The organism is Bradyrhizobium sp., assembly GCF_035935975.1.
In the GTDB taxonomy this organism is placed as follows: Bacteria; Pseudomonadota; Alphaproteobacteria; order Rhizobiales; family Xanthobacteraceae; genus Bradyrhizobium.
Genome location: NZ_DASYWN010000053.1, coordinates 70,354 through 87,893 on the forward strand (window position 1 = coordinate 70,354; position 17,540 = coordinate 87,893).

The following is a 17,540-nucleotide window of genomic DNA, read 5'->3' on the forward strand; positions in this document are numbered from 1 at the left end:
TTTCCCGATCAGTCGGTCCCGTCCCGCGATGCCTGGCGCTGGGCCGATCGCAGCGTCTTCTGCGTCTGCACGATGTGCTCGCGCAAAAGGCGCACGGCCTTCTCGACCTCACCGTCGCGGCAATGTTCGAGCAGCAGATAGTGCTCGCGCTGCGGCCGGTCCTTGCCGGTCGCGCGCGACACCAGGGCGCGGGTGAAGCGGCTGACGTGGCCGTAATTGGCCTCGATCATCGCCAGCAGGCGCGGGCTGTTGCAGGGCGCATAGAGCGCCTTGTGGAAGCGCCAGTTGAACGCGCCCCATTTTTCCGGATCGGGCTCGCCGTCATAGGAGCGCAGAATCGCTTTCGCGTCGTCGAGATCGATATCGCCCATCGCGGGGATGGCGAGGCGCAACGCGTGGCATTCGAGCGCGATGCGGATCTCGAGCAGCTCCACGACCTCGTCGATGGAGAGATCGGAGACGACGGCGCCGCGATTGGGCAGGAACGTCACGAAGCCTTCCGCCTCCAACTGCCGCAGCGCTTCCCTGACCGGAATGCGGCTGGTCCCGAACTTCTCGGCGAGTTCGTCCTGACGAAGCTGGATGCCGGGCGCCAGTTCGCCCGCGCTGATCGCGCGCCGCAGCGCCTCGCGAACGGCGTCGGGCGTCGAGCCGTGACTGCCGCTGCTGCGTTGCTTTGCCAATGCTCCCGATTTCATCCGGCATCCCGTCGCGGTTGGGTCAATGCAGATTGTATAAAATCAGTTTGTAGATTATGCAATGCCGTGTATAAAATCTCTCGAGATTGTATCCATTTTGGGACTAGGGCCATGAAGAGGATGTTGTATTCGCTCGTGTTTTTGGCGGCGGTTGCCGCAACTGCGCAGGCCCAAACGCCGGGCGGGACGCTGGCCAAGATCAAGGATGTCGGGGAGATCCGGCTCGGCCATCGCGACGTCTCGGTCCCGTTCTCCTATCTCGACGACAACCAGAAGCCGGTCGGCTTCGCGATGGACCTGTGCGCCCGGATCGTCGATGCGGTGAAGGACGAGCTGAAGCTCCCGGCGCTTCAGACCAGGCTGCAACCGATCCAGCTCAGCACGCAGATCCCGCTGATCGAGAACGGCACCATCGATATCGTCTGCGGTCCCGCCACCAACACGCTGGAGCGCCAGAAGGTGGTCGCGTTCAGCAACACCATTTTCGTGTCGAGCATTCGCGCCGTAGTCCGCAAAGACGCCCCGATCAAGACCTTCGAGGATTTGAAAGACAAGCCGGTCGCGCTGACCGCCGGCTCGACGTCGATCGCGCTGCTGCTGGCACGCAGCCAGGAGAAGAAGTTCGAGGTCAAGCAGGTCCTGTCGCCGGACCACGCCGCGTCGTTCCTCGCGCTCACGACTGGCCGCAGCGACGCTTTCGTCATGGACGACATCCTGCTCGCGGGACTCATCGCGGGCAGCCAGACACCGGACAATTGGCGGATTATCGACGACAGCCTGCGCACCGAGCCCTACGGGCTGATCATCCGCAAGGGCGATCCGGAGTTCAAGGCGCTGGTCGACAAGACGCTGGGTGCGATGATGAAGAACGGCCAGTTCGCAGAACTCTACGCGAAATGGTTCACGAAACCGATTCCGCCGAAGAATGTGAACCTGAACTTCCCGATGCCGGCGCCGCTCAAGGACGCGGTCGCCAATCCCAACGACAAGGGAGTTTGACCGGTCCGCGACCGGTCATCTCCCGATCAATGCGACATCAGCGTCGGGACCGTCATGGCCTCCAGCATCGCGAGAGTGACGCCGCCGAGCAGGCGTTCCTGCCAGCGCGAATGACCGTAGCCGCCCATGACCAGGACATCGAGGTTCTCGTCGGCTGCGAGCGACAGGATGGTCGGCTGAATATCGGCGCGCGCGGCCGACAGGCTGACGGTGCGGGTCGACAGTCCGCGCCGGCCGAGATGTCTTGCCAGATTGCTCGCGGACACCTCCTCCGGAACGGAATCGGCTTCGTTGATCGTGATGATCACGATCCCCTCGGCGCGTGCCAGGAAGGGAGCTGCGTCGCGCATCGCGCGGGCCGCGAGACGGCTGCCGTCCCAGCAGAGGCCGATCCGCTTGGCCTTGAAAGTGCCGCGGAAAGTGTGGGGCAGGAACAGCACCGGGCCGCCCGACTGAAACAGGATCTCGCCGGGCACGTCATTGTCGAACGAGGTTTGTGACGGATCGGGCTGCAGCACGATGCTGAGATCGTGCAGCCGCGCCATCTCGCCGAGCGAGACGGCTGCATCGACCGGGATCTCACCGAGCGGATGGCAGGTGCAGGAAATCCCGGCGCTCGTCGCTCCGCTCCTGAACACCTCGAGCGCCGCCTCGGCCCGTTCCAGCGCGCGCTCGCGTTCCATCTCGAACACGGCCGCAACGGCAGCACCGCCCTCCATGATGTAAGCTGCGCTGCTTGCGACATAGCCGACAGCGACCGCATCGATGTGCGCGTTGAGCTTGGCGGCGAGCGAGATCGAGCCGTCGATCAGGGCGCGTATCGGTCGCTCGGTCGGGATGTGGACGAGAATGTCTTTGTACATGGCGCGTCTCCGGTGGACATCATCCAGTGGCGGCAGTCTTTCACTGCGCAGAGGGCGCGCGTTGAGCTGTATCAAACGAGCAGCCGCGATTTTGAGCCGGGCCGCCGACACCTTTGCCAAGATTTAATCGGACGGACGGGACGCCGTAAGGTGACGGTCGCCATGTTGGGTGCAAGGCGACTTACCAACATGGACATTTCGACATGAACGACCGCGTCAATTCCGACCCCACGACCCGTAGGATCCTGAAGCCGCGCCGTCTGGCGCTGCTCGGCACCGTGGCCGCGCTTGGCGTGGCCGTGCTCGCTGCCTCGCCCGGCACTTCGCCGTTCGGCGTGGCCCACTTCATCGCGCCGGCCCAGGCCGCGGAATCAGCCGCGACGCCGCAGGGCTTCGGCGACCTCGTCAGCAAGGTCAAACCTGCTGTCATTTCCGTGCGGGTCAAGATCGACCAGGACAACGACAAGAGCGCGATGCTCCGACAGAACCGGATGGATCAGGACGAGGATTCGCAGTTCGACCAGTTCTCGCGGCAGTTCGGCTTCCGTGGCCCCGGCATGAACGGCATGCCGCGCCAGCGCCACCAGGTGATCACGGGTGAAGGCTCCGGCTTCTTCATCTCCGCCGACGGCTATGCCGTGACCAACAACCATGTCGTCGATCACGCCGAATCCGTGCAGGTCACGATGGATGACGGCACGATCTACACCGCGAAGGTGGTCGGCACCGATCCGAAGACCGATCTCGCGCTGATCAAGGTCGACGGCAAGAAGGACTTTCCGTTCGTGAAGTTCTCCGACCAGAAGCCGCGGATCGGCGACTGGGTGGTCGCGGTCGGTAATCCCTTCGGCCTCGGCGGCACCGTGACCGCCGGTATCGTCTCGGCCAGCGGCCGCGACATCGGCAACGGCCCCTATGACGACTTCATCCAGATCGACGCCCCCATCAACAAGGGCAATTCCGGCGGCCCGGCCTTCGACATGAGCGGCAACGTGATCGGCGTGAACACCGCGATCTTCTCGCCCTCCGGCGGCTCGGTCGGCATCGGCTTCGACATCCCGGCCTCGACCGCAAAGCTCGTCGTCGCGCAGTTGAAGGACAAGGGTGCGGTGACCCGCGGCTGGCTCGGCGTCCAGGTGCAGCCGGTGACGGCTGAGATCGCGGACAGCCTCGGCCTTAAGGAGGCGCGCGGCGCGATCGTCGACAATCCGCAGGACGGCAGCCCCGCGGCGAAGGCCGGCATCACGGCAGGTGACGTCATCACGGCCGTCAACGGCACTGCGATCAAGGACTCCCGCGATCTCGCCCGCACCATCGCGACGCTGGCGCCGGGTACGTCCGTGAAGCTCGACGTCTTCCGCAAGGGCGACAGCAAGACGGTGACGCTCGCGCTCGGCGAATTGCCGAACGAGCGGCAGGCCAAGGCCGACGGCGGCAAGTCGCAGTCGAACGCCGGCACGCCGCGCCTCGGTCTCGCTCTGGCGCCGGCAGGCGATGTCCAGGGCGCCGGTCAGCAGGGCGTCGTCGTCACCGAGGTCGATCCGGAGGGGCCTGCGGCACAGCGCGGCATCCAGACCGGCGACGTCATCCTCAATGTCGGCGGCAAGGCCGTCTCCAGCGTTGGCGACGTCCGCTCCGAACTGGCGCAGGCCAAATCGTCGGGCAAGAACAGCGTGCTGCTGCAGGTGAAGAACGCGCAGGCGACCCGATTCGTCGCGGTGCCGCTCGCATAAGTTGCTCGCTTTCGATGGCAAATACAAAAGGCGGCCCTAAGGGCCGCCTTTTTCGTGCGCGGCTGGAAGATACCCACAGGCCGCCGATAACATTCTCGTTAACGGCAGCCATGATGACGGGTTCGTCCGAAAAAGCCGCGTTCGCTGGTCACAGTTTGGAATAACGTGTTGCACCTTGGCGCCAATGACGCCGTCCGGGTGAATTGCAGGAGTGGAACTTCGAACGCCCGGCCATCATATGGAGCCTGACGTTCGCATTTGATCGGTGCCGCCATGGATCGATTGAAGCTCTCGCTGAGATGTGCGCTGCTCGTGGCGCCATTCGTGCTGACGACCGGAAGCGCCCTGGGGCGCGACGATGGCCGTTATGCCAACTCACCCTTGAAACCCTGGTTCGACAGTCTGCGCAGCCATCTCGGGCCGTGTTGCTCCGATGCGGATGGCTTTGCCGTCTCCGATCCCGATTGGGAATCGCACGATGGGCACTATCGCGTGCGGCTTGATGGTCAGTGGGTGGACGTGCCCGACGAGGCCGTCATCACCGAGCCGAACCGGGCCGGCCGCACCATGGTCTGGCCGGTGAAGACCGCATTCGGAGTTGCGATTCGCTGCTTTATGCCCGGCAGCATGATCTGACGCCGGCCGGCGTCACCGCTTGCTGGATTTGCGCTTCGAGGTTTTCTTCGTCTTGCTGGTCTTCCTGGAGGTCTTCTTCTTGGAGGACTTGCGCTTCGACGCCTTCTTCGGGACCTTCTTGCCCTTCGCGCGCGCCTCCGACAGGCCGATTGCGATCGCTTGCTTACGGCTCTTCACGCGTCCGCCACGACCGCCGGGCCCGCTCTTCGCGGTGCCCTTCTTGTAACGGCGCATCTCGCGCGCGACATCATCGCCGGCGCTGCGCGAGTAGCGGCGCTTCTTTGCCTTGCGTGCCATCTGGCCTCTCCCTTGGCTCGGGGAAAGAACCGTATTGCGGACTCAACGTTCCAGGCGCGAAGGCGCGCGTCAGAACGAGTTCGCCAGCTCGATCTCGGCTTCCAGCACCTGGATGCGCCGCGCGGCCTCGCTGAAGGACAGAGCGCGATCGTATTGCGCGGGCTGATAGGCCTCCTCGCTCAAGCGCTTCAGCTTCAGGCCTTGCGCCCGCGTCATCTGTTCGCTGAGGAAAACCTTGGCGTCGCGAAAAGCCTTAGCGTCGCGAAAAGCCTTGGCGTCGTATTTACCTTGAACCTGCATCTGGCCTCTCCGTTCTGAAATCCTGGCTTGACTATATGTTCTTATTTTGTTCTAACAAGCCATGGACAATAGAATTAATGAAATTCGACGTAAAATCAGCGCCTTGAGGCTGGAGATGGCCGATATGGAGGCGTCGGTGCGCGACCTCGTCAATCGCGACCGCGACTGCACGGAAAAGGCCCTCGCGCAGATGGGTCTGCGCCGGAAAATCAATCTGCTGATCGGCGAATGGAAGGCGGCCGGCGGCGGCGACGTCTTGCCGGATGTTCGCGACCGGGTGCGCCTTCGCCCCGTCAAGACGTCAACCAATCCTGTGCGCGCGATCGCGCGCTGCTGAGACATTTGGGAGCGTGCGGTGGAGGACGACCCGGACACGTACCGGATCCTGAGACTGCGCGCCGAGATTCTCGAACTGGGCTCAGCCATCAGGCAATTGCAGCGCGAGGGCCTCGACGATGCCGCGGCCCAGCTCCTGATCACCCGCAAGCGGGCGCAGCTCGACCATCTCGTGAAGAGCAATTCGGCGGGCGACCACCTTAACATCCCCGACATCCGACGCAGCTAAAGCGAACGCGCAACGCGACACACGGGAGCTTGCCCATGTCTGATGCGGACGCGGCTGCCTTGCTGCGGGCGGCTGTCGAATCTTGTTGAGACACTCAGTGAAAGGCCCCGCGCATGCGGGGCCTTCGCGAACTGCAGCGAGCTTACTTGGTGTTGCTCATGCCGCTCTTGTTGTTGGTCATGGTGCCGCCCTGGTCGGAGCCGGGACCGGAGCCGCCCTGGCCGGAGGGATCGGCGCCCTTGGAGGATTTTGTGTTGGCGCCCGTGGTCTGTGACGACGTCGTCGCGGACTCATGCTTGGCCTTGTGCGATTTGGCCTGCGCGGTGAACGGAGCGGCGGCGAGGCCGGTTGCCAGCATGACGGCGAGAGCGAGCTTCGTGGTCTTCATGCGCGGGAACTCCCTGAGTTGAATTGACGCAGGCAGCCAACCGCCGTTTGCCGCAGGAGTTCCTGACAAAGCAACCCGCGCGCTTCACAGGCGCGTCAAGATTCCTTGTCTTCCGCGATGATGAACACGAGGCCGGTCAGGGTTGCTCCGATCGCGAACGTCGTCACCAATGTGAGCATGAAGACGAGAACGGCCTGGTGTCCGCCGTGATTGAGCAGGTTGGCGACCGCCGGATTGGAGAGCATGAGCGCGAGGCCGAATGCGAGTCCGAGAGCTGCGCCCATCATTGCATGCGTCACGAGCTTGATGGCGCCGGCGGGAGAGATCAGGCTCGCTGGTTTCCTGGGCGGCCTCTTCGTACGCATGGAACCGACCCTCGATTCCGCATGCAAACGCGCGTGATGAGGATGGGTTCCATCCGCGTGAAGGAATTGTCATCCGCCGCTTCATCCGACGTTCATGCCGGGCTTGCGAGGATGGACGCCATCAACACGGGAACCTTGGATATGGGTAAGGTCGTTTTTCTTTACCGTTCGCTGGCCTATCGCAACGCCGCCGCTGACATGCTGCGCAAGGCACGCAAGCTGCCGCGCGGTGCGGAGCGCAGCGCGGCACGCCGCTACGCGAGAGCGCTGCATGATCTCGCCCGAACGGAAGCCTGGCTCGAAGGGCGGCTCGCGAACGAGCCGCGTCCGGCGCAACACATCACGACGGCCGCCTCCGGTTAACCGGAGGCGCGTTGCAACTCGGCGGAGTTGCCGGCGTCAAATTGACCGGCTGCGGCCGTTGCCGCAGACTTGCGGGTCAACGGCACCTCAAGGTGGCACAACAGGCCCTCGGCACGCCAATCGAATTGTGCCTGTCCGCCGAGCTGGGACTCGACACTCGCAAGCAGGCTTCGCGTGCCGAAGCCGCGTGATAGCGGCGTTCTCACCAGCGGACCGCCGGATTCCTCCCAGGTCAGCGTGAGGTGGTCGTCCTCGACCTTCCATCCGATCGCGAGCCGGCCCGACCGCGTCGAGAGCGCGCCATATTTGGCCGAGTTGGTGAAGAGCTCGTGCAGCGCCAGCGCCAGCGTCTGGGCTGTCGCCGGCACCAGCTGAACCTCGGGACCGGCCAATCTGATCTGGCCGCCGAGCGAGTAGGGCGCAAGCTCCTCCTCGATCAGCTTTGAAAGCTCCGCGCCCTGCCAACTCGACAGCGACAGGATCGTGTGCACGCGCGCCAGCGCATTGATGCGCCCCTCGACGGCGTTGACATAGGCCTTGACCTCGTCGGCACGGGTGAGACGCACGATCGATTGCGCCAGCGCCAGCGCGTTCTTGGCGCGATGATCGACCTCGCGCGCCAGCAGGTTTTGCCGCTCCTCGGCGCGTTTGCGTTCGGTGATATCTACGGTGACGCCGCTCACGCGCACCACGCGGCCGCTGTTGTCGGCCGTGGCGGCGGCCGTGCCGACGCACCAGCGCACGTCGCCGTCGGGCCGCACGATGCGGAACTCGGTCTCATAGGCGCGCGTGCCCTTGTTGAACTCGGCGACGGCCTTGCGCAGCTGATCGACGTCTTCGGGATGCAGCAGGGCCTGGACGTTGGCCGGATTCACCTCGAAGCTTTCGGGTGTCACGCCGAAGATGCGATACTGCCCATCGTCCCACATCCAGTCGCCGGTGATCCAGTCCCAGTCCCAGGAGCCCATCTTGCCGGCGGCGATCGCCATGCTGCGCCGCTCTTCGCTCTCGCGCAGCTTTGCGGTGGAATTTTCCAGCTCGGCGGTGCGCGCCCGCACGCGGTCTTCGAGATCCTGGTTCAGTCTTTCGAGCTCGCGGGTCTTGCGGTAGAGCTCGGCAAACACCTTGACCTTGGCGCGCAGCACCTCCGGCACAACAGGCACCGGCACGTAATCGACCGCGCCCATCTCGTAGCCGCGCAAGCGATCGATGTCGCTGACCTGGATCGCGGAGATGAAGATCATCGCGGTCTTCTGGAAACGCGGATGCTCGCGGATCATCGCGGCGAGCTCGAAGCCGTCGAGCTCGGGCATGCAGACGTCGACCAGGATCACGGCGATCTCGGTCTTGAGCAGAACCTCCAGCGCCTCGCGGCCCGACGAGGCGATCACGAGGTTCTCGCCGAGATCCTTCAATATCACCTCATAGGCGAGCAGCTTGGCCGGCTGGTCGTCGACGAGGAGGATGTTGACCTTTTCGTGGTCCATTCGCGGATCCAGCTCAGCGATGCAGCCACATGCGGATCGCAAGCAGCAGTTGATCGGTGTTGACGGGTTTGGCGAGGTAGTCGGACGCGCCGGCTTCCAGGCATTTCTCGCGGTCGCCCTTCATCGCCTTGGCGGTCAGCGCGATGATCGGCAGGCGCGCGAAGGCCGGGTTCTCGCGGATCACTCCGATGGTCTGATAGCCATCCATCTGAGGCATCATGATGTCCATCAGCACGATGGCGATTTCCGGATTGGACTCGACCAGCGTCACGGCCTCGCGGCCGGTGGTCGCCGTCAGCACCTTCATGCCGCGCCGTTCCAGGACGCTCGACAGCGCGAAGATGTTGCGGGCGTCGTCATCGACGAGCAGGGCGGTCTTGCCGATCAGATCCTCGTCGGAACTGTTCAGCTTCTCCAGCATGCGCTGCTTCTCGACCGGAAGTTCCGTGATCACGCGGTGCAGGAACAAGGCGGTCTCGTCGAGAAGGCGTTCCGGCGATTCCACGCCCTTGACCACGATGCTGCGCGCCATGGTGTGAAGTTCCGCATCCTCCTCCGCCGAAAGCTCGCGGCCGGTGAACACCACGACGGGAACATTGGACAGTGCCTCGTCGTTGCGGATCTGATCCAGCACCTCGAAGCCGCTCATGTCGGGCAGGCGGAGGTCGAGCACCACGCAATCGCAAGGCGCCTCGCGCAGCGTCGAGAGCGCGCCGGCGCCGGTGTCGGTCGTGACGATCTCGATGTCATCGTGATGCAGCAGTTCGCGGATCGAGAGCTGCTCGGCCTCGTTATCCTCGACGATCAGGAGCCGCTTGCGCCTGGGACGCGCATATTCCTTGATCTGCGTCAGCGCCGCGGCGACGCCTTCAGTCGTCGTCGGCTTGTTGACGAAGGAGAAGGCGCCGCGCGCCAGCGCATGCTGGCGGTCCTCGTCGAGCGTGATGATCTGCACTGGGATGTGGCGGGTCAGCGGGTTGTGCTTGAGTTGGCTCAGCACGGTCCAGCCGAGCATGTCAGGCAGGAACACGTCGAGCGAGACTGCCCGCGGCTGATACTGCTTGGCAAGCTCGAGCGCTTCGGCACCGCGCGCGGCGACCAGCACCTTGAAGCCCTTGTCGCGCGCAAGGTCGACCAGGATGCGCGCATAATGCGGATCGTCCTCGACGATCAGCAGGATGCTGTCGCCGGGTTCGAGATTGAGCCGGTCGTCGGGCAGTTGCTCGATGACGCGCTGCTGTTCCGGCGCGGCCGGCTGGAGCGCCGGGGGCTGGTTGTGTTGTTGGGGTGTGGGCGCGCGGGGCGCCAGCGTCGGGCCGGAATATTTCAGCGGCAGATAGATTGTGAAGGACGAACCCTTGCCGGGGGCGCTGCGCAGGTGGATTTCGCCGCCGAGCAGGCTGGCGAGTTCGCGGCTGATGGCAAGGCCAAGACCGGTGCCGCCATATTTGCGGCTGGTGCCGGCGTCGGCTTGCTGGAACGCCTCGAAGATCAGCTTCTGCTTCTCCAGGGGAATGCCGATGCCGGTATCGGAGACTTCGAACGCGATCACGGCCGGCGCGGAGTTCAGCACCGGGTGATCGGTGCCCCAGCCGCCGACTGCGGCGCCGACCTTCAGGCGCACCTCGCCTTCGGCGGTGAACTTGAACGCGTTGGACAGCAGGTTCTTGAGAACCTGCTGCAGGCGCTTGGAGTCGGTGACGATGCTGCGCGCAAGGTTCGGGTCGACGTCGATCTTGAACGACAGGCCGCGGTTTTCCGCCTCGTGCCGGAACGGGCGCCCGACGGTCTCCAGCAGGTTCGCGGTCAGGATTTCCTCGGCGTCGACCGTCACCGTGCCGGACTCGATCTTGGAGAGATCGAGAATGTCGCTGATGAGGTTGAGCAGGTCGGTGCCGGCGCCGTGGATGGTGCGGGCGAACTCGACCTGCTTGGCCGAGAGGTTGCCGTCCGGGTTGTCGGTGAGCTGCTGCCCCAGGATCAGGATCGAGTTCAGTGGCGTGCGCAGCTCGTGGCTCATATTAGCGAGGAATTCGGACTTGTACTTCGAGGTCAGCGCGAGCTCGGTCGCCTTTTCCTCGAGCGCGCGGCGGGCCTGCTCGATTTCCTGGTTCTTGCGCTCGACCTCGACGTTGCGCTCGGCGAGCTGTTGCGCCTTCTGCTCGAGCTGGTCGTTGGTCTGCTGCAATTCGCGCTGCTGGGTCTGAAGCTCGCCGGCGAGCTGCTGCGACTGCTTGAGCAGGCCTTCGGTTTGCATCGTCGCCTCGATCGAGTTGAGCACGATGCCGATGGAGTCGGTAAGCTGCTCCAGGAAGGTCATCTGCGAGGTCGTGAAGGAGGTGAGGGAGGCGAGCTCGATCACGGCCTTGACCTGGCCCTCGAACAGCACCGGCAGCACCACGAGGTTCTTCGGCGCGACGCGGAACAAGGCCGAATTGATCGGCACAACGTCGGCAGGAATGTCCGCGACCACGCGCGGCCGCCTGTCGAGCGCACATTGGCCGATCAGGCCATCGCCGAACGGCAGCACGCGCTGATAGGGATAGACGCCGTCGCCTGCATAGGAGGCGAGCAGCAGCAGCTGCGGATTGTCCTCGTTCTCGACCTGGTAGATCACGCCGGTATGCGCGTTGACCAGCGGCGACAGCTCGGTCAGCAGCAGCCGGCCGACGGTGGCGAGATCGCGCTGGCCCTGCAGCATGTTGGTGAACTTGGCGAGGTTGGTCTTCAGCCAATCCTGCTCGGTGTTCAGCTCCGTCGTGAGACGGAGGTTCGTGATCATCGTGTTGATGTTGTCCTTGAGCTCGGCGAGCTCGCCGCGGGCATCGACCTGGATCGACGGGGTGAGGTCGCCCTTGGTCACGGCGGTCGCGACCTCCGCGATCGCGCGCACCTGCGAGGTAAGGTTGGCCGCGAGCAGGTTGACGTTGCCGGTGAGGTCCTTCCACGTGCCGGCCGCGCCGGGCACGTCGGCCTGACCGCCCAGCCGTCCTTCGACACCGACCTCGCGCGCCACCGACGACACCTGATCGGCGAAGGTCGCGAGCGTCTCGGTCATGTTGTTGATGGTGTCGGCAAGCGCGGCGACTTCGCCCTTCGATTTCACGGTGAGGTTCTGCTTGAGGTCGCCGTTCGCAACCGCGGTCACCACCTTGACGATGCCGCGGACCTGCTCGGTGAGGTTCGCCGCCATGAAGTTGACGGTGTCGGTGAGGTCCTTCCAGGTGCCGGCCACACCGGGCACCTGGGCCTGACCGCCGAGCTCGCCTTCGGTGCCGACTTCGCGCGCGACGCGGGTGACTTCGCCGGCGAACGCGTTGAGCTGGTCCACCATGGTGTTGATAGTGTTTTTCAGCTCGAGGATTTCGCCCTTCACGTCCACGGTGATCTTGCGCGACAGGTCGCCGCGCGCCACGGCCGTGGTGACTTCGGCGATGTTGCGGACCTGCGTGGTGAGGTTTGCGGCGAGCAGGTTGACGTTGTCGGTGAGGTCCTTCCAGGTGCCGCCGACACCGGGCACGACGGCCTGACCGCCGAGCCGGCCTTCGGTGCCGACCTCGCGCGCCACGCGCGTCACTTCGGCGGCGAAGGAACGGAGCTGCTCCACCATCGTGTTGAGGGTGTCCTTGAGCAGCAGGATCTCGCCGCGCACGTCCACCGTGATCTTCTTCGAGAGATCGCCGCCGGCGATCGCGGTCGCGACCTCGGCGATGTTGCGGACCTGGGCCGTCAGGTTCGAGGCCATGAAGTTGACGTTGTCGGTGAGGTCTTTCCAGGTGCCGGCGACACCGGGCACCTCGGCCTGGCCGCCGAGCTTGCCTTCGGTGCCGACCTCGCGGGCCACGCGCGTGACTTCGCCGGCAAAGCCGTTGAGCTGGTCCACCATGGTGTTGATGGTGTTTTTCAGCTCGAGGATTTCGCCCTTCACGTCCACGGTGATCTTGCGGGACAAGTCGCCGCGCGCCACGGCCGTGGTCACTTCGGCGATGTTGCGGACCTGGGCGGTGAGATTGCCCGCCATCGAGTTGACGCTGTCGGTCAGGTCCTTCCAGGTGCCGGCGACGCCGGGCACGTTGGCCTGGCCGCCGAGGCGGCCTTCGGTGCCGACCTCGCGCGCGACGCGCGTCACCTCGCCCGCGAAGCGGTTGAGCTGGTCGACCATCGTGTTCAGCGTATCCTTGAGCTGAAGGATCTCGCCGCGGACGTCCACCGTGATCTTGCGCGAGAGGTCGCCGCCGGCGATGGCGGTTGCGACCTCGGCGATGTTGCGGACCTGGGCGGTCAGGTTGCCCGCCATCGAGTTGACGTTGTCGGTGAGATCCTTCCAGGTGCCGGCGACGCCGGTCACCTGGGCCTGACCGCCGAGCTTGCCTTCCGTGCCGACCTCGCGCGCGACGCGCGTCACTTCGCCGGCGAAGGCGTTGAGCTGGTCCACCATCGTGTTGAGCGTTTCCTTCAGCTGAAGGATTTCGCCCGACACGTTCACGGTGATCTTCTTGGACAGGTCGCCCTTGGCGACGGCGGTGGCGACCTCGGCGATGTTGCGGACCTGGCCGGTCAGGTTCGAGGCCATCGAGTTGACCGAGTCCGTCAGATCCTTCCACGTGCCGGCGACGCCGCGCACCTGGGCCTGACCGCCGAGCTTGCCTTCGGTGCCGACCTCGCGCGCGACGCGCGTGACTTCGCCGGCGAAGGCGTTGAGCTGGTCCACCATGGTGTTGATGGTGTCTTTCAGCTCCAGAATTTCGCCGCGCACGTCCACGGTGATCTTCTTGGACAAGTCGCCGCCGGCGACAGCCGTCGTCACCTCGGCGATGTTGCGGACCTGTGCGGTCAGGTTCGACGCCATCGAGTTGACGCTTTCGGTGAGGTCCTTCCAGGTGCCGGCGACGCCGAGCACGTTGGCCTGGCCGCCGAGCCTTCCTTCGGTGCCGACCTCGCGCGCGACGCGCGTGACTTCGCCGGCGAAGGCGTTGAGCTGGTCGACCATCGTGTTGAGCGTTTCCTTCAGCTGAAGGATCTCGCCCGACACGTTCACCGTGATCTTCTTCGACAAATCGCCGCCGGCGATGGCGGTGGCGACGTCGGCGATGTTGCGGACCTGTGCGGTCAGGTTCGACGCCATGAAGTTGACGTTGTCGGTGAGATCCTTCCAGGTGCCGGCAACGCCCGGCACCTGGGCCTGGCCGCCGAGCTTGCCTTCGGTGCCGACCTCGCGCGCCACGCGCGTCACTTCGGAAGCGAAGGAGTTGAGCTGGTCCACCATGGTGTTGATGGTGTCCTTCAGCTCGAGGATTTCACCGCGCACGTCCACGGTGATCTTGCGCGAGAGGTCGCCGCGCGCCACGGCGGTCGTCACGTTGGCGATGTTGCGGACCTGTGCGGTGAGGTTGCCGCACATGGCGTTCACGGAGTCGGTCAGATCCTTCCAGGTGCCGGCGACGCCGGGCACGATGGCCTGGCCGCCGAGCTTGCCGTCGGTGCCGACCTCGCGGGCCACGCGCGTCACTTCGGAGGCGAAGGAACGCAGCTGGTCCACCATCGTGTTGATGGCTTCCTTGAGCTGAAGGATCTCGCCGCGGACGTCGACGGTGATCTTCTTGGACAAGTCGCCGTTAGCGACCGCGATCGTCACCTCGGCGATGTTGCGAACCTGGTTGGTCAGGTTGTTCGCCATCGAGTTGACGCTCTCGGTCAGATCCTTCCAGACGCCGGTCACCTCGGGCACCTGGGCCTGGCCGCCGAGCTTGCCCTCGGTGCCGACCTCGCGCGCGACGCGCGTCACCTCGGAGGTGAACACGCCGAGCTGCTTGATCATGGTGTTGACGATGGTCGCTGACTGCAGGAATTCGCCGCGCAGCGGGCGGCCGTCGACGTCGAGCTTGACGGTCTGGAGCAGGTCGCCTTGCGCCACCGCCGCGACGGCGCGCGTCACTTCGCGCGTCGGCCAGAGCAGATCGTCGATCAGCGTGTTGACGGAGCCTTCCATGTCGGCCCAGGAGCCCGAGGCGAGGCCGAACTTCACGCGCTGGCGGGTCTTGCCCTCGCGTCCCACGACCTGGCCGACCAGCTCGAGCTGCTGCGCCATGCGCTGGTTAGCGGCGATGATTTCGTTAAAAGTGTCGGCAATCTTGCCGTCGATGCCGAGATAATCGCCACTCATCCGCACGGAAAAGTCGCCGCTGCGCATGGCCTGCAGCGCGAGCAGCAATTCCTGGCGGGAATCCGGCTCCGACATTCCGTTGGTTTTTGGCTTTGGGACGCGACGACCGGACCGTGATGCAGCTCCAGGATCGAGGTCGCTCATACTGATTCCCCCGCAAGCGTCGTCCGAATCCACGGCGCGGCGCAATTGATCAAACTAGAGCGTCAGCCAAATTCGAAATCAAGCGCCAAGGTTGCGACGCGTCGAATTGGAACCTGCTCTGCTCAGCCCGGCCAAATTAACCGGGACAAAGCCTATTGGTTCCATGGGGTTCCAAAGTTTTTGGATCGGATTTGCTGTCTTTTGCGCCACCTCGCGGGCTACTTGTCCGCCATCGTTCGCTCCGCATCCTTCACCTGCGCGCGCAGCACCGGCAGTTGGTCGCGGGCAAAAGCGGCAAGCGCGGCGTTGTCGGGCGCTTTCAGATAGCGCTCCAGCAGGCTGATGGCGGATTCATATTCGGGGATCTGCGCGGCGTAAAAACTTTTGACGTAGGTCGGACCGTCGGAGTTTTCGGGCTCGACTAGGCTTGCACTCACCGACGTCGTCTTGCCGGCGTGCGGCTCGGCACCGATCGCGTCCTGAATCTGCTTCAGCGCCTTGTCGCGCTTGGCAGCTTCTTCGGCGCGCAAGGCGGCGAGGTTCTTCACCTCCGCATTGCCCTTCAGGTCAGTGCTCTCCAGCAGGCCCTGCTGGAAGCGGCTGAATGTGTAGAGGCCGGTGATGACATCGGTTGCGGTCGGCGCGCGTTCGCCCGGCGTCCGCTCGCCGGTGCTGTCGGCAAGCGCCGCGGTGCTGATGAAGACCAAGACTATCGCGACAAGAACTCGCATGGATAGTCAATGACCGGCGGCGCGCGAAGTTCCCTGAACGTTACGATCCGGTAAGGGCGGTTGCGATGCAGGAGTTCCGTCCCCACGTCTTGTGCATGAAACAGTCTGACATCTTCAGGGACAACGCCGAAAACTGTCTGCAACTCGCCGAGCGCGCGGAAGGGAAACCCGCCTACAAGCGCTATTCGCGCATGGCGGACGCCTGGACGGCGCTCGCGATCGAGCAGGACTGGCTCGACGGCGAAATCCCGCCCGTCAGGGTCAGCGTCATCCGGGACGCGCGACCGCTCCCACGTTCGTCAATCCGCGTGTGAGACCGCTCACGGAATGAGCTCGACCAATCAAGGATCATCCAGGAATAGTCGATCGCGTTGATTTTCCAGAAGGAGGTTTTGCGATGGCTCCACGTCTGGCACTGCTCTCACTCATTCTTGCCTTCGGCGTCTCGGTGGCGTTCGCGACCGTGACGACGGTGCGGCAGGTGCATCTGGAAAATGCGTCGGCCGCAATCCACGCGGCGCATAGTTAGCATCCCTCTTGCGTGCTGGAACATTCATTGGTCCAGCGCGTAACCGCTTCAACACATCAGGAGAGGCGAGAGGACATCATGGCGCATTCCGACCACGGTATCGTCAAGGACAAACGCGCGGAGGACCAGCCGCGCGACAAGCAGCGTGCGCAGACCGCACACAAGACAGATCAGAAGGGTTCGCCGACGCGTGAGGCGACGCGCGATCCCAAGCTCAGCGACAACGCCAAGACGCCGGGCTCCGGTGTGATGCCGGACGACTCCGGCGGCGCGCCAACAGGATAATTTTCGCGAGGAACGAATCCCTTCGCGACGAGTCGACAGGTTGCTTTCGGCTGTCATGCCCCCGGTGCGCCGGAAGCAATCTCCAAGGACGACCCTGGCACCCCATCGTGCCGGGGTCGTTTTGCTTTGCGGGCTGGTTTGAATCAGTCTTCGGTGCCGCCTTCGGGATCACCCTGCGTATGGCCGTCAGGCCCGCGGCCGAACACGCCGAAATTGCTCGACTTCACTCCGGCGGCGGCGTCGACGCCCGCTGCGGCCAGTCCGAACTTGAGGAGTTCGCGGACCGCTGCGGCGCGCGTCGGCATGCGATGCCTGAAGCGGAAATCATCAACTGCGGCCAGCTCTTCCGGCGAGAGCATGACCTGAAGGCGCTCGGCGCGAAGGTCATTCATGGTCGATCACGCAAAATGAGTAAGTTGAGTAGCCTGCTAAACGAACCAATTTGGCTGGGGTTCCACAGGAGTCCAAAAAAACGTCAGTTTAGCAATATATTCAAGTAAAATCAATAAGTTATGATTGAAACGATTCCCTCGGAGATGCATTTTTTAAGGGAAAGGGAGACGCACCATGACGGACAAGGTCAGGTTACCCCGCAAGCTCTCCGAGGAACCGGAGGCACCGCAGCCGGTGCGTCCGAGCCATCAGAAGGTGATCGAGCAAGTCGAGCGCTGGGCCAACAGCCCGGGCCTGCAACCGCCGAGGACAGATGATGCGAAGACGATCTGAACCCCACACATTCGAACAGCGTCTCGGCGCGCAAAGGCTGCGGCTCGAGCAGGAGCTCGCGAGCCTGCCGGTCGGCGTTCAGCGCGATGGCGTCGCCGCCCGCATCGAGCAGCTCCAGACCGCCGCCGAGATGTTTGAATTCCTGTCACCGCGACAAGCGGCGATATCGCCGCACTAGTTTCACCTCGCCGCGCGGCACTTCATCTCTCGACGCGTTTTGGAACGAACATCTCCAGGCCCGGTTGGCCTTGTACATTGGCTGAATGGA

Annotated in this window: 21 protein-coding genes; 11 read left to right on the forward strand and 10 right to left on the reverse strand. The window is 64.2% G+C overall.

The features are described 5' to 3' along the window. Positions 1–8: 8 nt before the first annotated feature. Positions 9–683, reverse strand: coding sequence for a GntR family transcriptional regulator (locus VGR99_RS33105; protein ID WP_326904153.1), 675 nt, complete (start codon positions 681–683; stop codon positions 9–11). A gap of 126 nt (positions 684–809) precedes the next feature. On the opposite strand from VGR99_RS33105, the gene VGR99_RS33110 reads away from it, so the two are divergent. After that, positions 810–1,697, forward strand: coding sequence for an amino acid ABC transporter substrate-binding protein (locus VGR99_RS33110; RefSeq protein WP_326904154.1), 888 nt, complete (start codon positions 810–812; stop codon positions 1,695–1,697). A 26-nt stretch (positions 1,698–1,723) separates the two neighbouring features. Here the strand turns inward: VGR99_RS33110 and VGR99_RS33115 are convergent, their stop codons facing one another. Next, positions 1,724–2,560 (reverse strand): universal stress protein, encoded by an 837-nt coding sequence (locus VGR99_RS33115; RefSeq protein WP_326904155.1) that lies wholly within the window; start codon positions 2,558–2,560, stop codon positions 1,724–1,726. A gap of 203 nt (positions 2,561–2,763) precedes the next feature. Here VGR99_RS33115 and VGR99_RS33120 point away from each other — a divergent pair, with 203 nt between their 5' ends. Both VGR99_RS33120 and VGR99_RS33125 read left to right on the forward strand, forming a co-directional pair. Then, positions 2,764–4,293, forward strand: a complete 1,530-nt coding sequence (locus VGR99_RS33120) for a Do family serine endopeptidase (RefSeq protein ID WP_326904156.1) — start codon at positions 2,764–2,766, stop codon at positions 4,291–4,293. A gap of 273 nt (positions 4,294–4,566) precedes the next feature. Further along, complete coding sequence (locus VGR99_RS33125) at positions 4,567–4,929, forward strand: hypothetical protein (protein ID WP_326904233.1); 363 nt, start codon at positions 4,567–4,569, stop codon at positions 4,927–4,929. A gap of 12 nt (positions 4,930–4,941) precedes the next feature. On the opposite strand, the gene VGR99_RS33130 is transcribed toward VGR99_RS33125, so the two are convergent. Both VGR99_RS33130 and VGR99_RS33135 read right to left on the reverse strand, forming a co-directional pair. After that, on the reverse strand, positions 4,942–5,226 hold the full coding sequence (locus VGR99_RS33130) for a DUF6496 domain-containing protein (RefSeq protein WP_326904157.1): 285 nt from the start codon (positions 5,224–5,226) through the stop codon (positions 4,942–4,944). Between the two features lie 69 nt (positions 5,227–5,295). Continuing rightward, positions 5,296–5,526, reverse strand: coding sequence for a DUF3072 domain-containing protein (locus VGR99_RS33135; protein WP_326904158.1), 231 nt, complete (start codon positions 5,524–5,526; stop codon positions 5,296–5,298). Positions 5,527–5,641: 115 nt separating this feature from the next. Between VGR99_RS33135 and VGR99_RS33140 the strand changes: the two genes are divergently transcribed. Together VGR99_RS33140 and VGR99_RS33145 are read left to right on the forward strand one after the other, a co-directional pair. After that, positions 5,642–5,863, forward strand: a complete 222-nt coding sequence (locus VGR99_RS33140) for a hypothetical protein (protein ID WP_326904159.1) — start codon at positions 5,642–5,644, stop codon at positions 5,861–5,863. A gap of 18 nt (positions 5,864–5,881) precedes the next feature. Further along, positions 5,882–6,091, forward strand: a complete 210-nt coding sequence (locus VGR99_RS33145) for a hypothetical protein (RefSeq protein ID WP_326904160.1) — start codon at positions 5,882–5,884, stop codon at positions 6,089–6,091. 142 nt (positions 6,092–6,233) lie between these two features. Here the strand turns inward: VGR99_RS33145 and VGR99_RS33150 are convergent, their stop codons facing one another. Together VGR99_RS33150 and VGR99_RS33155 are read right to left on the reverse strand one after the other, a co-directional pair. After that, complete coding sequence (locus tag VGR99_RS33150; protein ID WP_326904161.1) at positions 6,234–6,479, reverse strand: hypothetical protein; 246 nt, start codon at positions 6,477–6,479, stop codon at positions 6,234–6,236. A 95-nt stretch (positions 6,480–6,574) separates the two neighbouring features. Continuing rightward, positions 6,575–6,844, reverse strand: coding sequence for a hypothetical protein (locus tag VGR99_RS33155; RefSeq protein WP_326904162.1), 270 nt, complete (start codon positions 6,842–6,844; stop codon positions 6,575–6,577). Positions 6,845–6,865: 21 nt separating this feature from the next. On the opposite strand from VGR99_RS33155, the gene VGR99_RS33160 reads away from it, so the two are divergent. Next, positions 6,866–7,207 carry a hypothetical protein gene (locus tag VGR99_RS33160; protein ID WP_326904163.1) on the forward strand — a complete coding sequence of 114 codons (342 nt, stop codon included), beginning with the start codon at positions 6,866–6,868 and terminating at the stop codon, positions 7,205–7,207. Here VGR99_RS33160 and VGR99_RS33165 read toward each other — a convergent pair. From VGR99_RS33165 to VGR99_RS33175, 3 genes are all read right to left on the reverse strand, one after another. Continuing rightward, entirely contained in the window at positions 7,204–8,694 is a 1,491-nt protein-coding gene (locus VGR99_RS33165) for an HWE histidine kinase domain-containing protein (protein WP_326904164.1), read from the reverse strand. The genes VGR99_RS33160 and VGR99_RS33165 overlap by 4 nt on opposite strands. A 13-nt stretch (positions 8,695–8,707) precedes the next feature. Continuing rightward, the gene (locus VGR99_RS33170) at positions 8,708–15,001 is read right to left on the reverse strand and encodes a HAMP domain-containing protein (protein ID WP_326904165.1); all 6,294 of its coding nucleotides are present in this window, start codon (positions 14,999–15,001) and stop codon (positions 8,708–8,710) included. A 218-nt stretch (positions 15,002–15,219) separates the two neighbouring features. Continuing rightward, complete coding sequence (locus VGR99_RS33175; protein ID WP_326904166.1) at positions 15,220–15,732, reverse strand: DUF4142 domain-containing protein; 513 nt, start codon at positions 15,730–15,732, stop codon at positions 15,220–15,222. Between the two features lie 95 nt (positions 15,733–15,827). On the opposite strand from VGR99_RS33175, the gene VGR99_RS33180 reads away from it, so the two are divergent. The 3 genes from VGR99_RS33180 to VGR99_RS33190 all read left to right on the forward strand — a co-directional run bounded on the left by VGR99_RS33180 (position 15,828) and on the right by VGR99_RS33190 (position 16,546). Beyond that, positions 15,828–16,046, forward strand: a complete 219-nt coding sequence (locus tag VGR99_RS33180; RefSeq protein ID WP_326904234.1) for a hypothetical protein — start codon at positions 15,828–15,830, stop codon at positions 16,044–16,046. Positions 16,047–16,129: 83 nt separating this feature from the next. Beyond that, entirely contained in the window at positions 16,130–16,261 is a 132-nt protein-coding gene (locus VGR99_RS33185; protein WP_256570003.1) for a hypothetical protein, read from the forward strand. Positions 16,262–16,339: 78 nt separating this feature from the next. Next, entirely contained in the window at positions 16,340–16,546 is a 207-nt protein-coding gene (locus VGR99_RS33190) for a hypothetical protein (RefSeq protein ID WP_326904167.1), read from the forward strand. A 143-nt stretch (positions 16,547–16,689) separates the two neighbouring features. Here the strand turns inward: VGR99_RS33190 and VGR99_RS33195 are convergent, their stop codons facing one another. Further along, the gene (locus VGR99_RS33195) at positions 16,690–16,938 is read right to left on the reverse strand and encodes a hypothetical protein (RefSeq protein ID WP_326904168.1); all 249 of its coding nucleotides are present in this window, start codon (positions 16,936–16,938) and stop codon (positions 16,690–16,692) included. Between the two features lie 175 nt (positions 16,939–17,113). On the opposite strand from VGR99_RS33195, the gene VGR99_RS33200 reads away from it, so the two are divergent. Together VGR99_RS33200 and VGR99_RS33205 are read left to right on the forward strand one after the other, a co-directional pair. Beyond that, positions 17,114–17,272: a hypothetical protein gene (locus VGR99_RS33200; protein ID WP_326904169.1), complete on the forward strand. Its 159-nt coding sequence runs from the start codon at positions 17,114–17,116 to the stop codon at positions 17,270–17,272. Beyond that, positions 17,253–17,450, forward strand: coding sequence for a hypothetical protein (locus VGR99_RS33205; RefSeq protein ID WP_326904170.1), 198 nt, complete (start codon positions 17,253–17,255; stop codon positions 17,448–17,450). The genes VGR99_RS33200 and VGR99_RS33205 overlap by 20 nt, the downstream gene beginning before the upstream one ends. The last annotated feature ends 90 nt before the right edge of the window (positions 17,451–17,540 follow it).

Excerpts from the sequence above, each read along its gene's own strand:
- VGR99_RS33185 (WP_256570003.1), top strand. The coding sequence starts at position 16,130 with ATGGCTCCACGTCTGGCACTGCTCTCACTCATTCTTGCCTTCGGCGTC.
- VGR99_RS33190 (WP_326904167.1), top strand. The coding sequence starts at position 16,340 with ATGGCGCATTCCGACCACGGTATCGTCAAGGACAAACGCGCGGAGGAC.
- VGR99_RS33155 (WP_326904162.1), bottom strand. The coding sequence starts at position 6,844 with ATGCGTACGAAGAGGCCGCCCAGGAAACCAGCGAGCCTGATCTCTCCC.
- VGR99_RS33120 (WP_326904156.1), top strand. The coding sequence starts at position 2,764 with ATGAACGACCGCGTCAATTCCGACCCCACGACCCGTAGGATCCTGAAG.
- VGR99_RS33205 (WP_326904170.1), top strand. The coding sequence starts at position 17,253 with ATGATGCGAAGACGATCTGAACCCCACACATTCGAACAGCGTCTCGGC.
- VGR99_RS33125 (WP_326904233.1), top strand. The coding sequence starts at position 4,567 with ATGGATCGATTGAAGCTCTCGCTGAGATGTGCGCTGCTCGTGGCGCCA.
- VGR99_RS33130 (WP_326904157.1), bottom strand. The coding sequence starts at position 5,226 with ATGGCACGCAAGGCAAAGAAGCGCCGCTACTCGCGCAGCGCCGGCGAT.
- VGR99_RS33165 (WP_326904164.1), bottom strand. The coding sequence starts at position 8,694 with ATGGACCACGAAAAGGTCAACATCCTCCTCGTCGACGACCAGCCGGCC.
- VGR99_RS33150 (WP_326904161.1), bottom strand. The coding sequence starts at position 6,479 with ATGAAGACCACGAAGCTCGCTCTCGCCGTCATGCTGGCAACCGGCCTC.
- VGR99_RS33175 (WP_326904166.1), bottom strand. The coding sequence starts at position 15,732 with ATGCGAGTTCTTGTCGCGATAGTCTTGGTCTTCATCAGCACCGCGGCG.
- VGR99_RS33110 (WP_326904154.1), top strand. The coding sequence starts at position 810 with ATGAAGAGGATGTTGTATTCGCTCGTGTTTTTGGCGGCGGTTGCCGCA.
- VGR99_RS33115 (WP_326904155.1), bottom strand. The coding sequence starts at position 2,560 with ATGTACAAAGACATTCTCGTCCACATCCCGACCGAGCGACCGATACGC.
- VGR99_RS33195 (WP_326904168.1), bottom strand. The coding sequence starts at position 16,938 with ATGAATGACCTTCGCGCCGAGCGCCTTCAGGTCATGCTCTCGCCGGAA.
- VGR99_RS33200 (WP_326904169.1), top strand. The coding sequence starts at position 17,114 with ATGACGGACAAGGTCAGGTTACCCCGCAAGCTCTCCGAGGAACCGGAG.
- VGR99_RS33180 (WP_326904234.1), top strand. The coding sequence starts at position 15,828 with ATGAAACAGTCTGACATCTTCAGGGACAACGCCGAAAACTGTCTGCAA.
- VGR99_RS33170 (WP_326904165.1), bottom strand. The coding sequence starts at position 15,001 with ATGAGCGACCTCGATCCTGGAGCTGCATCACGGTCCGGTCGTCGCGTC.
- VGR99_RS33135 (WP_326904158.1), bottom strand. The coding sequence starts at position 5,526 with ATGCAGGTTCAAGGTAAATACGACGCCAAGGCTTTTCGCGACGCTAAG.
- VGR99_RS33140 (WP_326904159.1), top strand. The coding sequence starts at position 5,642 with ATGGCCGATATGGAGGCGTCGGTGCGCGACCTCGTCAATCGCGACCGC.
- VGR99_RS33160 (WP_326904163.1), top strand. The coding sequence starts at position 6,866 with ATGCAAACGCGCGTGATGAGGATGGGTTCCATCCGCGTGAAGGAATTG.